General features: G+C 71.1%; 10 protein-coding genes. 3 read left to right on the top strand and 7 right to left on the bottom strand.

Annotation, left to right across the window (positions count from 1 at the left end; translation table 11 throughout):
* Positions 1-343: 343 nt before the first annotated feature.
* From cydC to AB0K21_RS36715, 4 genes are read right to left on the bottom strand one after another with little or no spacing between them, the layout of a single operon-like run.
* Positions 344-2,047 carry a thiol reductant ABC exporter subunit CydC gene (gene cydC / locus AB0K21_RS36730; RefSeq protein ID WP_364156554.1) on the bottom strand — a complete coding sequence of 568 codons (1,704 nt, stop codon included), beginning with the start codon at positions 2,045-2,047 and terminating at the stop codon, positions 344-346.
* Positions 2,044-3,714: a thiol reductant ABC exporter subunit CydD gene (gene cydD, locus AB0K21_RS36725; RefSeq protein ID WP_364156551.1), complete on the bottom strand. Its 1,671-nt coding sequence runs from the start codon at positions 3,712-3,714 to the stop codon at positions 2,044-2,046. Before cydD ends, cydC begins: the two co-directional genes overlap by 4 nt.
* Positions 3,715-3,730: 16 nt before the next feature.
* Positions 3,731-4,498 (bottom strand): cytochrome d ubiquinol oxidase subunit II, encoded by a 768-nt coding sequence (locus AB0K21_RS36720; protein ID WP_343966028.1) that lies wholly within the window; start codon positions 4,496-4,498, stop codon positions 3,731-3,733.
* Positions 4,499-4,508: 10 nt separating this feature from the next.
* A complete protein-coding gene (locus AB0K21_RS36715; RefSeq protein ID WP_364156547.1) occupies positions 4,509-5,693 on the bottom strand; it encodes a cytochrome ubiquinol oxidase subunit I in 1,185 nt (394 codons plus the stop codon).
* A gap of 166 nt (positions 5,694-5,859) precedes the next feature.
* Here AB0K21_RS36715 and AB0K21_RS36710 point away from each other — a divergent pair, with 166 nt between their 5' ends.
* Positions 5,860-6,189, top strand: a complete 330-nt coding sequence (locus AB0K21_RS36710) for a helix-turn-helix transcriptional regulator (RefSeq protein ID WP_343966032.1) — start codon at positions 5,860-5,862, stop codon at positions 6,187-6,189.
* Positions 6,190-6,208: 19 nt separating this feature from the next.
* Here AB0K21_RS36710 and AB0K21_RS36705 read toward each other — a convergent pair whose 3' ends face one another.
* Together AB0K21_RS36705 and AB0K21_RS36700 are read right to left on the bottom strand one after the other, a co-directional pair.
* Positions 6,209-6,898, bottom strand: a complete 690-nt coding sequence (locus AB0K21_RS36705; RefSeq protein ID WP_364156544.1) for a permease prefix domain 1-containing protein — start codon at positions 6,896-6,898, stop codon at positions 6,209-6,211.
* A gap of 140 nt (positions 6,899-7,038) precedes the next feature.
* Positions 7,039-8,100 carry a pentapeptide repeat-containing protein gene (locus tag AB0K21_RS36700; RefSeq protein WP_343966036.1) on the bottom strand — a complete coding sequence of 354 codons (1,062 nt, stop codon included), beginning with the start codon at positions 8,098-8,100 and terminating at the stop codon, positions 7,039-7,041.
* 163 nt (positions 8,101-8,263) lie between these two features.
* Here AB0K21_RS36700 and AB0K21_RS36695 point away from each other — a divergent pair, with 163 nt between their 5' ends.
* Both AB0K21_RS36695 and trxA read left to right on the top strand, forming a co-directional pair.
* A complete protein-coding gene (locus AB0K21_RS36695) occupies positions 8,264-10,651 on the top strand; it encodes an ExeM/NucH family extracellular endonuclease (protein ID WP_364156541.1) in 2,388 nt (795 codons plus the stop codon).
* Positions 10,652-10,930: 279 nt separating this feature from the next.
* Complete coding sequence (gene trxA / locus AB0K21_RS36690) at positions 10,931-11,302, top strand: thioredoxin (protein WP_030908921.1); 372 nt, start codon at positions 10,931-10,933, stop codon at positions 11,300-11,302.
* 170 nt (positions 11,303-11,472) lie between these two features.
* Here the strand turns inward: trxA and AB0K21_RS36685 are convergent, their stop codons facing one another.
* Entirely contained in the window at positions 11,473-12,804 is a 1,332-nt protein-coding gene (locus tag AB0K21_RS36685) for a class II 3-deoxy-7-phosphoheptulonate synthase (RefSeq protein WP_343966042.1), read from the bottom strand.
* Positions 12,805-12,853 lie beyond the last annotated feature (49 nt).

Genomic DNA, 12,853 nt, shown 5'->3' with positions numbered 1-12,853 from the left:
GGCAGCACCTGGAGGTTCACCCCGCCCTCGCGCAGCTGCGGCAGCCAGCGCTCACGGAAGAACGACGCCCACCGCCGAGGGGGTCTGGCGGTGACCGCTATCAGCAGGTCGTTGTGGGTGTCCGCGACGACGGCGCGGTGGTGGAGCTCAACGGACACGTGCCAGCCCTCCGATGCGTGGTTACCGCGACGGTATGACAGGTTGGGGGTGGCGGAGTTCGTCCGGCTCTCCTAAGAGCGGCGCGTTGTTCGTCCATTCGGCCAAGATCGCTTGTTCCGCCCCGGGGCCGAGGCGACCGGGACGGCGGGAAGGCGGCGCGGGTGGCCGGTGGGTGAGCAGGGCCTCATCGGCCGGCGGTCAGCGCCTCGGAGTGCCACAGGTCGCGGTAGTAGCCGGGGGAGGAGAGCAGCTCCTGGTGGCCGCCCCGCTGCGTGACCGAGCCGTTCTCCAGCACGACGATCTCGTCCACCCGCTCCAGCCCGCGCAGGCGGTGGGTGACGAGCAGCGTCGTGTGGCCGTGGGTGGCGTCCAGCAGGTCGGCCATGAGCGCGTCCGCCGTCGTCTCGTCCAGTGCCTCGGCGGGCTCGTCCAGCAGCAGCACCGGCGGGTCGTTCAGCACTGCCCGAGCCAGTGCCAGCCGCTGCAGCTGCCCACCGGACACCGTCCGCCCGTCCTCCCCGAGAACGGCGTCCCAGCCGGTCCGCTCCACCCAGCGTTCCAGGCGCGCCCGCCGCAGGGCCTCGGTGAGCTCCTCGTCCGAGGCCTCAGGGCCGGCCAGCCGCAGGTTGTCCCGTACCGAGGCCTGGAACACGTACGGATCCTGCGTCAGCCCGGTCATCACCCGCCGGACGTCGTCGGACGCCAGCTCCCGGACGTCCACCCCGTCGATCCTGATCGTCCCCGACTCGGGCTCGACCAGGCGCATCAGGGCGGACAGCAGGGTGCTCTTGCCGGCGCCGCTGGGGCCGACCAGGGCGACCCGCCTGCCGGGAGTGAGGGTGAGGCTGACCCCGTCCAGCGCGGGGGCGCGGCCGGCGTCGTGCCGGACCACCAGGTCCTTGATCTCGATGGTCGGCGCCCCGGCGGGCACCTCGACCGCGGTGGCCGGCTCCGTCACCGCCGGAGCGGTCGCGCCGACCTCCCGCAGGCGGCGCAGGGCGGCGAGCACCCCGGTCAGCCGTTCGGCGGCCGAGGCCATCGGCAGCACCGGCTCGAAGGAGACCAGCGAGGTCAGCGCGAGCACCGCGGTGGCCACGGAGCCCGCCCCGGAGTTCTGCGCCACCAGGACGATCGCCGCCACGGTCAGGCCCTGGGTGAGCACGCCCAGGGCGGAGGCCACCGCGTTCGCCCGTGCCTGCCGGCGCTCCAGCGCCGCCAGCCGGCCGTCGGCCTCGGCGGCGGCGGCCAGAGCCCGCTCGTTCGCCCCGTAGGCGGCCAGGTCGGCCGCGCCGTGCACCAGGTCGGCGACCCGGGCCGCCAGGTCGGCCCGTGCGGGGGCGATCCGCGCCGACCAGCGCCGTGCGGCGGCGGCCGTGCCGGCGGGGATCAGCACCCCGGCCACCAGCAGCCCGGCCAGCAGCACCAGCGCCGCGGCCGGGAGCAGGAACAGTCCGATCACCATCGCGACCACACCGGTGACCAGCGCCGCGGCGGCGGGAAGCAGGCACCGTACGAGCAGGTCCTGTACCGCGTCGGTGTCGTCGACCATGCGGCTGAGCAGGTCGGCTCCCCGCTGGTTCAGCGGTCGCGCGGGGATGAGCGCCTGGTAGAGCCGCTCCCTGGTCGTCGCCTGGGCTCGCAGCGCCACGTCGTGTCCGGCCAGCCGCTCCCCGTACCGGAAGACCCCCTTGGTCGTCGCGAACGCCCTGACCCCGACGATCGCCACGCTCAGCGCGGCCAGCGGAGGCTGCTCGGCGGCCCTGGTGATGAGCCATCCGGCGGACCCGATCAGCCCGAGCCCGGCCAGCTCGGCCGCCGCCCCCGCCGCCACGGCAAGGGTCATCCGCCCTCGGGTCCTGCCCGCCAGGACCTCGTTGACATCGGTCATGGGGAGGCGATCTCCTCTCGTGCCCCGGCCACCACGCGGCCGTCGGCGATCCGGATCACCCGGTCGGCCAGCTCGATCATCGCGGGCCGGTGGGCGACGATCACGGCGGTGCGGCCCTCGGCGAGGTCGCGGGTCGCGCTCACGACCGCGCTCTCGCTGCGGCCGTCGAGCCGTGCGGTCGGCTCGTCCAGCAGGAGCAGCCCGGCTCCTGGGCGGCAGAACGCGCGGGCGAGCGCGACCCGCTGCCGCTGCCCGGCCGACAGGTTCGCCCCGCGCTCGCCGAGTACCGTGTCGTAGCCCTCGGGCAGCGCCAGGATGAACTCCTCCGCCTGCGCGGCCCGTGCCGCGGCCCTGACCTCGTCGATCGTCGCGCCGGGGGCGCCGAGCCTGATGTTGTCGGCCACCGAGGTGGCGAAGAGGTGCGGGCGCTGGGGTACGAAGGCCAGGCGCGCCCGCCAGGAGTCGTGGTCGCCGATCTCGGCGCCGTCGACGAGCACCCGGCCCTCGGCCGGGGTGACGAAGCCGAGCAGCAGGTGGAGCAGGGTGCTCTTGCCCGCGCCGCTCTCGCCGACCAGGGCCACCCGCTCACCCGGGGCGATCACCAGCGACACGTCCTCCAGTGCGGCCTCCGCACGGCCCGGGTAGCGCACCGTGACACGCTCCAGCCGGATCTCCGGCGCCGTCGCCGCTCCGGGGCCCGGGTGCCCGGTGGCGGGCGCGCCGCGCGGAGCCTCCGCGTGGCCGTCGAGCACGGCGAACGCCTCGTCGGCGGCGGCGACGCCCTCCATCGCCGCATGGAACTTGCTGCCCATGTTGCGCAGCGGCAGGTACGCCTCGGGCGCCAGGAGCAGGACCAGCAGCGCGGTCGACAGGTCGAGAGAGCCCGACAGCAGCCGCAGGCCCACCGGTACGGCGACCAGGGCCAGTGAGAGCGACGCGGCCAGCTCCAGCACCAGTGAGGATAGGAAGGCCACCCGCAGCGTGCGCATCGTCGCGACCCGGTGGGCGTCGGCCACCCGCTGGATCACCTCGGCCTGGTAGCGGGCCCGGCCGAAGGCGCGCAGCGTGGGAAGGCCCCGGACCACGTCCAGGAAGTGCCCGCCGAGGCGGGACAGGGCCCTCCACTGGCGTTCGGTGACGGCCTTGGTGTGCATGCCGACCAGTGCGCCGAAGATCGGGATGAGCGGCAGCGTGACCAGCACGATCACCGCGCTGGCCAGGTCGGCGGTGAAGAGCCGGACGAGCACCGCGATCGGCACGACGCCCGCGACCGCCACCGCGGGCAGGTAGCCCGTCAGGTAGGGGTCGAGGGCGTCCAGACCGCGGCCGGTCAGGGTCACCAGCTCTCCCGAGCGCACCGAGGCCGGCCTGGCGGGGCCGAGTGCCTGCAACCGCGCCAGCAGGCGGTGCCGCAGGGCGGACTTCACCCCGCTGCTCATACGTCCGGCGCTGACCCCCTGCACCAGGGCGAACAGCGCCCGGACGCCGACGACCAGCGCCAGCAGGATCAGAGCGGAGGTCTCGAACCGCCCGGACAGCACCCCGGCGAGCAGTTCCGCCTGGCCGAGGACGAGCAGTCCGGCCAGGACGGCGGCGGCCAGGCACCCGGTCAGGTGGCGGCGGACCGCCCGCTCGCCCAACGCCAGCCGTACCAGATCCTTGTGCATGCCAACCCTAGAGACCTCAGAAGAACGACGGAATCCGATCGGCGGCACGCCCCGGACCGAACGTCCGCCATACCCATACTTGCGCACCCACCATGATCGGTGCGAACGGCAGAATCATGACACTCAGCACACTTAACGTACCGGCGGGTGCCATGTGGTCCAGAAGCCAGGGGGCGAGCACGGCGAGCAGCAGCGCGACGGGCGCGGCCGCGGCGCACGCCGAGCCCAGGAGCGCCCATCCGGTGCGGCGCGCCCCGGTCACCCGCCCGGGCAGCCGCCAGGAGAGGAACGTCCAGCCGTGCAGGGCGAACAGCGCGGCCGTCACCAGGGCGCCCACCAGCCCGAGCAGGCTGATCGGCGGCCCCGACAGGCCGCCGGCCAGCGCGACCAGTGCCATGCCCCAGCTCAGTGCCAGGCCGCAGGAGCCGGCACAGATCGCCCAGTCCCAGGTCGTACGCCATGCGCTCCCGTCGGCACGGCGGCGGAACCAGAGCCCGGCGTCGCGCAGGATCCACGACACCAGCAGCAGTACCACCAGCGGGTAGAGGCCGAACAGCACCTCTCCCTCGATCGCGGGGAAGGCGCCGAACAGCACGCCCGCCACGGCCACCAGCCACACCTCGCCCGCCAGGACGAACGGCGCCACGGCGGTGACGATCTCGTCCCGGTCCCGTTGCGTCCTGCCGAGCACGGGCAGCAGCATGCCCACCCCGATGTCGAAGCCCTCCAGGGCGAAGTAGCCGATCAGCAGGAGGGCGAACACGCCCAGCCAGAGGATGTCCACGGTCGGCTCCCTAGTAGCTGAGCGCGTGCGCGCGCTCGTTGGGATCTGCGGGGGCGCTCGCGCCGAGGATGGCGGCGGCGGGCCCGCGTCGTACGGTACGGGCGATCAGCAGGTAGTCGACGAGTGCGAGCAGGCCGAGCACGCCGCCGAAGGCGATGAGTGAGACGGTGACCATCCCCGAGGTCAGCCCGGGGGACATGGCGTCGGCGACGGTGAGCCTGCCATTGATCATCCAGGGCTGCCGTCCCGACTCCCTGGCCAGCCAGCCGAGGATCGCCGCCAGGAACGGCAGCGGAGTCATCGCCATCAGCAGGGGGTGCGCCCAGCGCCAGCGCGGCAGCCAGTACACGGTCGGCGCCAGCGCGAACATGATGACGAACTGCAGCAGCTGGCCAATCATGATCATGAAGCCGAGTCCCAGCCCCGGCAGTACCTCGCCGTCGAACTTGTCCGGCTGGAACTGGGAGATCGGGCCGAACTGCGCGTAGCCGAAACCGACCGTGACCAGTGAGCCGACCAGCGAGACGATCACTCCGGTACGCAGTGAGCTCGTGAAGAACTCCCGTTCGGCGGTGCGCCTGAACAGCTGGTACGCGCTGGCCCCCATCATCACGAAACCGCCGGTCCACAGGCCCGCGCCGAGCACGTGCGGCAATGCCAGGGTCAGCATCGGGTTGGTGAGCAGCGCGCCGAAGTCGGTCAGTGCCAGGTGGCCGCCCCGCTCCACGGCCCCGGCGGGGTTCTGCAGGAACGAGTTGGCCACCATGATCCAGAAGGCGGAGGCGTAGGCGGTCAGCGTCACCACCCAGATGCACGCCAGGTGGAGCCATTTGGGCAGCCGGTGCCAGCCGAAGATCCACAGGCCCAGGAAGGTGGACTCCAGGAAGAACGCGACGAGCGTCTCGATCGCGAGCGGTGCCCCGAAGACGTCGCCGGCGTAGTGCGAGAGGCCGGCCCAGTTCATGCCGAACTGGAACTCCATCACCAGCCCGGTGAGGATGCCGAGCGCGTAGTTGATCACGTAGATCTGGCCCCAGAAGCGGGTCGCCCGCTCGTGGACCGGCCTGCCGGTGACGGCGTAGCGGGTGTGCATGATCGCGATCAGGGGGGCCAGGCCCAGGGTCAGCACGACGAACAGGAAGTGAAGACTTCCCGTCACGGCGAACTGTGTTCGGGCCAGGTCGAGCACGTCCACACTCTCACCTCCATTGTTGTGTCTGTCTACCTATAGACACTCTACATGTAGGACGCCTACATGTAGGATGCCTATGCGAAAGGTAGGCTGACGACGTGAGTGAGCGAAGCGAACGGGCCGCCGGGTGCGGCGACGAGGGATCCGTCCGGTCCACGGAGGTGATCGCGTGAACACCGACGCGCTCCGCGGCCACATGGACGCCCTGCTGCTCTCCGTGCTGGAGCACGAACCGCTGCACGGCTACGCGATCATCGAGGCGCTCCAGGCGCGCAGCGGCGGCGCGCTGAACGTGCCGACGGGCACGGTCTACCCGGCGCTGCGCCGGCTGGAGCAGGCGGGATATCTGGCCAGTGAGTGGGCCACGGTGGGCGGGCGCAAGCGGCGCACCTACCGGCTGACCTCCTCGGGGCGCACGGCCCTCGCCGGCGAGCGCTCCGCCTGGCAGCGGTTCGCCGGAGCCATCGGCAGCGTCCTGGAGCCGCGGACCACCCGCTGACGCCCGGTGGGAGCGAGGGCTACGCGCAGGCGGGGAAGGGGGCGCGGCGGGTGAGGCTCAGGCAGGTGAAGGCGCAGTAGAGCTGCAGGCCCCAGAACAGGAGGCTCACCAGCGCCATCCCGATCCCCGGCGGGTAGCCGCCGAAGCCGACCGGCCCGTGGGAGCCGAACATCAGTGCCCCGGACAGCGTGAGCATGACCGGCAGCATCGCCCAGACGAGCAGGCCGAGGAATCGGGTGACGAGCCGGGGCCGTCCGATCCTGCGCAGCCCCCGGCCCAGCGCGAACAGCGCGATTCCGCCGAGCACGCCGATGAGCATCTGGAGGATGTCCAGACCCCGGGCGACCGGGACGAACCAGTCGGGGCTGGTCTCGTAGGCCATCGGGGCGGTGGGAAAGATCCTCCAGATCACGCTCCACATGACCGTGGTGAGCGGCACGGTGAGGAACAGCGTCGCGGCCAGCCTGCGGCCCGCCGCGATGGACAGCTCCTCCTGGTAGCCCGGTGCGATCTCACCGACCGTCCCGAACTCCTCGACCGCGGCCCGTTCGGCCTCCTCGCGCCCCAGGCCGCCGCCCTGCAGCGCCTCGGCGGTGTCGAGCAGGCTGTCGCGGGCCTCGGTGATCATGTCAAGCCTGGGTCCCCTGGGACCTCGGAGAGCACGGCCGAGCCCGGTCACGTAGTCGTCGATGACCCCGCCGCCTGCCATGGTGCTCTCCAGATGATCTCCCGCGGCCCGATCCCCGCTCGGGGTACGGGCCTCCCATCCTGGTCGCCCGTCCGGGACCTCGCATCGGGGATCACCCTGAGAAGACCCGGAATCGGCGGCCGGCCACCCGTGGGCGGGTCTCAACCATGATTCGGGGCACGCCGCAGGGGCCACCAGCGCAGTGGAGGCCATGGCCTGCGCGGAACGACGGCGAGTGCGCAGCCGCTCATCCGGAGCCCCTCGGGATGGCGGATTCCGGTGAAGAGGCAGGTGCTGAGATCCAGGTCGGAGAGTTCCAGCTGCTCGGCGTCCACCTCGTGCAGCGAGGTCACCCGGGCGCCGTCCCGGCCCCGCACCGTGGCCGGGCCGCGCAGGGTCGCTCCCTCCATGTCGGCCCGCGCGTTGTCGAGCCTGACGGTCAGCCGCCCGCCCACTTCCAGGCGCCGCAGGTCCACCGAGCATCCGCCGGTGGCCACGTCGAGACCCTTGCCCGCCCACGCTCCGGCGAGGGTCAGGTGGCGGCCGACCGAGATCGGGGCCAGGTAGCCGCCCGCCGAGAAGCGTGCCCCGTCGAACCCGGCCAGCCCACCGAAACTCGTCTTGCGAAACGACACGGTACGGCGGAACCGGCAGCCCCTCAGAGTCGCGTCGCCGGTGAATCCGGTGCCGTCGAAGGTGACGAAACCATGGAAGTCGGCCTGCTCGAAGGACGCGGTCCGGTCGAAAAGCGCTCCTCCGAACAGCGCGTCGCCGTCGATGGACACCCGGTCGAAGGCCGCGTGCCCGGTGATGGCGACACCGTGCAGGGAGAGTTCCCGATCGAACCTGACCTCCCTGAAGGAGACGTTGCGGGTGAACCTGGCGTTGAAGAACGAGGCGAGGCGCCGGAAGCGCGCGTGGTCGAAGGAGACGTCCCCGCCGAACACGATGTCGCAGAATCGCACGCTCTCGGGAAAGGTCGCCCAGTCGAACCGGGCCCGGCCCAGGCGTCCGTGGGTCGCGGAGAGGATTCGGTCCAGCAGATCCTGGCCGACGACGGTGGCCCGCAGGTCGATCGCGGAACCGGGGGAGAGGCCGCGGACGACCTCGTCGAGTTCGGCGGCGTCCAGATGGGCCAGGCAGCGCCCGTAGGGCTGCCGTGCGGATCCGGCGCACTCCAGGGAGGCGGCGCAGGTGTCCCAACCCACGTCCAGAGTTCTCATACCCGCAGTGATACCCGCAGGCGCCGAGGCAAGCGACTTCTAGGTCAAGGAAAGCCATATCTGACCGGGCTGGATAGACATGAAGTGTCAAGATTCATGAATTCGCCTCCTATCCACTTTTGGGTGGATGTTCTGGGATCCATCCCGCTCTACGCTCCCGGTCATGCGTGCTTTATCCCGGGCGTTCGCCGCCCTCGTGACCGTCGGCCTCGCCGCCACCGGCGTCGCGACCCTCACCTCATCCCCGGCCCTGGCGGAGCCGGGCACCGTCGTCATCAGCCAGGTCTACGGTGGTGGCGGTAGCGCCGGCGCACCACTCACCAACGACTACGTCGAGCTGTTCAACCGCAGCGCCGCGCCCGTGGTCCTGGACGGCTGGTCCGTCCAGTACGCCAGCGCCACCGGCACCGGGAACTTCGGAGCCAACCCGGTCGTCCCCCTGACGGGCACGCTCGCGCCCGGCCAGTACCACCTCCTCCAGCTGGCCGGCGGCACCAACGGTTCACCGCTGCCCGCCTCGGACGGTACCGGGACGATCAACATGAGCGGCTCCGCGGGCAAGGTGGCCCTTGTCCGCTCGGACCAGGGCCTGGCGTGCAACGGCGGCTCGGTCCCGTGCGCCCCGGAGCAGACGGCACTGATCGCCGACCTGATCGGCTACGGCACCGCCAACTACTTCGAGGGCACCGTGGCCCCCGGGCTCTCGGCCACCACAGCGGGGCTGCGCAAGGACCACGGCTGCGCCGACACCGACGTCAACGGTGCCGACGTGGAGGCCGCGGCACCCGCGCCGCGCAACCGGGCCACCGACATCGCGCCGTGCGGTGACGTCGAGCCGACCCCGACCCCGACCCCGACCCCGACCCCGACCCCGACTCCGACTCCGACTCCGACCCCGACGGTGGAGCCCACGCCGACTCCCACCCCGACGGGGGAGCCGTGTGAGACCCCGGCCACCCACCAGATCGCCCAGGTGCAGGGGAGCGGTGACGTCAGCCCGCTGGCCGGCCAGGTCGTCCGCGTCGAAGGCGTCGTGACCGCCGACTTCCAGGAGTCGAACCAGCTCAGCGGGTTCTTCTTCCAGGACCCGACCCCGGACGCCGACCCGGCCACCTCCGAGGGCCTGTTCGCCTTCGCCCGCAGCTCCTTCAAGGACGTCAAGGTCGGCGACCGGGTCCTGGTCACCGGCAGGGCCGTGGAGTTCAACGGCTGGACCGAGCTGTCACCGGTCACCGCGGTGGACATCTGCGGCACGGGCCGCATCGCACCCGCCAAGCAGAGCCTGCCCCGTGCCGAGGGCAAGACCTTCGAGTCCGTCGAGAACATGCTCGTCACCTTCCCCGAGCCCCTCTCCCTCAGTGACCACTACAACCTGGGCAGGTACGGAGAGATCACCGTCTCCTCCGAGGGGCGCATCTTCCAGCCGACCGACCGGCCGGGCGTGACCACGGACAAGAACGCGCGGCGCAGCCTGCTGGTGGACGACGCCTCCACGGCGGAGAACCCGGAGACGATTCCCTACGTCGACCGGCGCCTCCGCCTGGGTGACACCGCCTTCGGCGTCACCGGCGTCATGGGGTACGGCTTCGGCAAGTACCGCCTCCAGCCGACCAAACCGCTCAACTTCCTGCCGCTCAACCCGCGCCTGCCCGCCCCGTTCCCGGTCATCGGCAACGTCAAGGTGGCCAGCTTCAACGCGCTCAACTGGTTCACCACCCTCCGCTCGCGCGGCGCGAGCAGTCCGGAGGAGCAGCAGCGCCAGCTCACCAAGCTGGTCGCCGCCCTCAAGGGGGTCAACGCGGACGTCGTCGGCTTCATGGAGATCCAGAACAACGGCCAGACTGCGATTCAGGCCCTGGTCGACGCGCTCAACGCCGAGGTCGGCGCGGGTACCTACGCGGCGCTCAGCCACCCCTACCCGGGCACCGACGTGATCCAGGTCGCGATGATCTACAAGCCGGCCAAGGTCCAGCTGGTGGGCGCGGCGCAGTCCTCCACCGACCCGGTCTTCCGGCGGCCCCCGCTGATCCAGACCTTCCGCCGGGTCCAGGGCGGTAAGTCCTTCACCGTGCTGGTCAACCACTACAAGTCCAAGGGCTGTGACGAAGAGGCGGTGGGGCCCGACGCCGACCAGGGCGACGGGCAGAGCTGCTACAACGACGAGCGGGTACGCCAGGCACGGGCCACGCTGGGGCTGATCAAGGACCTGAACCTGACCAACCCGATGGTGCTCGGCGACCTCAACGCCTACGGCGAGGAGGACCCGATGGACGTCCTGGAGGCCGGTGGCCTCAGCAGCACGACCAAGAGGTTCGTCCCCGAGCCGCTGCGCTACAGCTACCTGTACGAAGGCCAGCTCGGTGAGCTGGACCACGCCCTGGTCGGAAAGGACCTGCTCAAGCGGGTGACCAGCGCGACGATCTGGCACATCAACTCCGATGAGAGCCGGATCTACGACTACAACCTCGAGTACAACCCGCCGGGCCTGTACAGGCCCGACGCCTTCCGCGCCTCCGACCACGACCCCGTGATCGTCGGCCTCACCCTGTAGACCGGAGGGAACCGGCGGATGGTGGCCCGGTGCCGATCGGCACCGGGCCATTCGTCCGTTCTCACCCCCGAGAGGTCGGCGAGCCGGACAGCTCCGCGGCGACCATCGTGTTCCCGTACAGCTCGGCGAAGCGCGGGGAGCGGCTGTCGGTGAGCACCTGGGGCGGCGACCTCCCGGCTCACCCGGTTCGAGAGGGGGGCAGGCCGCGGGGATGGAATGCGCGTGGACGGGAAGTGGTTATGCCAGCCACACAGACGTGAACGACAGAAGGAGCCACCGGTGGCCACCATCGAGGTAACCGAGAAGAACTTCAACGACATCGCCGATGAGGGGATCGTCCTGCTGGACTTCTGGGCGGCCTGGTGCGGACCGTGCCGCACCTTCGGGCCGATTTTCGAGAAGTCCTCCGCGAAGCACACGGACATCAAGTTCGGCAAGATCGACACCGAGGCCGAGCAGGCCCTCGCTCAGGGATTCGAGATCACGTCGATCCCGACGATCATGGCCATCCGGGATGGCATCGTCGTCTTCGCCCAGCCGGGCGCGCTGCCCGAGCCCGCTCTCGAGGACCTCATCGGCCAGGTCCGCGCACTCGACATGGACGCGATCCGCGCCGAGCTCGCCAACGAACTCGGCGTCCAGAAAGGCTGACACGACACGGGACAGCCCCGCGCCCGTCCGGCGGCGCGGGACTCGCCTCTGCTCGAAGACCGCCTCCGCGGGCCGGGAACGGCCTCGCGGTTTCTCGATCGTTCGGGTGGCCTCGACCTCCGCGCGGCCCGGGACCCCGTAAGAAGGCCGGGACCGCGCGGGGGCGGGGGTCAGACCGAGCGGTAGAGCTCGGCCACCCGGAAGGCCAGGTCGAGTGACTGGCCGCGGTTGAGGCGCGGGTCACAGGCCGTCTCGTAGCGCCGGGCCAGGTCGTCCTCGACGATCTCGGCACCGCCGCCCACGCACTCGGTGACGTCGTCGCCGGTGAACTCGATGTGGACGCCGCCCGGGTGGGTGCCGAGCGCGCGGTGCACCTCGAAGAAGCCCGCCACCTCGTTCAGGACGTCGTCCAGGCGGCGGGTCTTGTGGCCGCTGGGCGCCTCGAAGGTGTTGCCGTGCATGGGGTCGCAGATCCACGCCACCTGGGCGCCGCTCGCGGTCACCTTCTCCACCAGCTCGGGAAGGTGGTCACGGATCTTCGACGCGCCCATCCGGGTGATGAAGGTCAGACGCCCCGCCTCGTTGTCGGGGTTGAGCTTCTCGATCAGCGCGAGGGCGTCCTCGGCGCTGGTCGTCGGGCCGAGCTTGACGCCGATGGGGTTGCGGATGCTGGCGAAGAACTCGACGTGCGCGCCGTCGAGCTGGCGGGTACGCTCGCCGATCCAGACCATGTGCGCCGAGACGTCGTACGGCCGGCCGGTCCGCGAGTCGATCCGGGTGAGCGCCTGGTCGTAGTCGAGGATCAGCGCCTCGTGCGAGGAGTAGAACTCCACGGTGTGGAACTCCTCGGGCTCCGCCCCGCAGGCGCGCATGAAGGCCAGCGCCTGGTCGATCTCGCGGGCGAGCTGCTCGTAGCGCTTGCCGGCCGGGGACTCGCCCACGAAGTCCTGGTTCCAGGCGTGCACCTGGCGCAGGTCGGCGTAGCCGCCCTTGGTGAAGGCGCGGACCAGGTTGAGCGTCACCGCGGAGGAGTGGTAGGCGCGCAACAGCCGCCCCGGGTCGGGGATGCGGGAGTCGGCGGTGAAGTCGAAGCCGTTGACCATGTCGCCCCGGTAGGCGGGCAGCTCGACGCCGTCACGGATCTCGGTGTTCTTCGAGCGGGGCTTGGCGAACTGCCCGGCCATGCGGCCGATCTTCACCACGGGGACCTTGGCCGCGTAGGTGAGCACGATCGCCATCTGGAGCAGTGTCTTGAGCTTGTTGCGCACGTCGTCGGCGGTGGCGCCGGCGAAGGTCTCGGCGCAGTCTCCGCCCTGCAGGACGAAGGCCTCGCCCCGTGTCACCGCCGCCAGGTCCGCCTTGAGGTTGTCGCACTCGCCCGCGAAGACGAGGGGCGGGAGTCCCTTCAGCTCGGTGACGACCTTGTCCAGCTCGCCACGGTCAGGCCACACGGGCTGCTGCGCCGCAGGCAGCTGCCGCCAGGAATCGAGGTTGATGCTCACGACATACCAGGCTATTGCAACCGGCTGTGCGAACGGACCCGATTGTCCA

Origin of the sequence: Streptosporangium sp. NPDC049248 (genome assembly GCF_040678965.1) — a bacterium.
Classification (GTDB): domain Bacteria; phylum Actinomycetota; class Actinomycetes; order Streptosporangiales; family Streptosporangiaceae; genus Streptosporangium; species Streptosporangium fukuiense.
The sequence above is the reverse complement of the archived record's forward strand: the minus strand, read 5'-3'. Positions and strand labels throughout refer to the sequence as shown.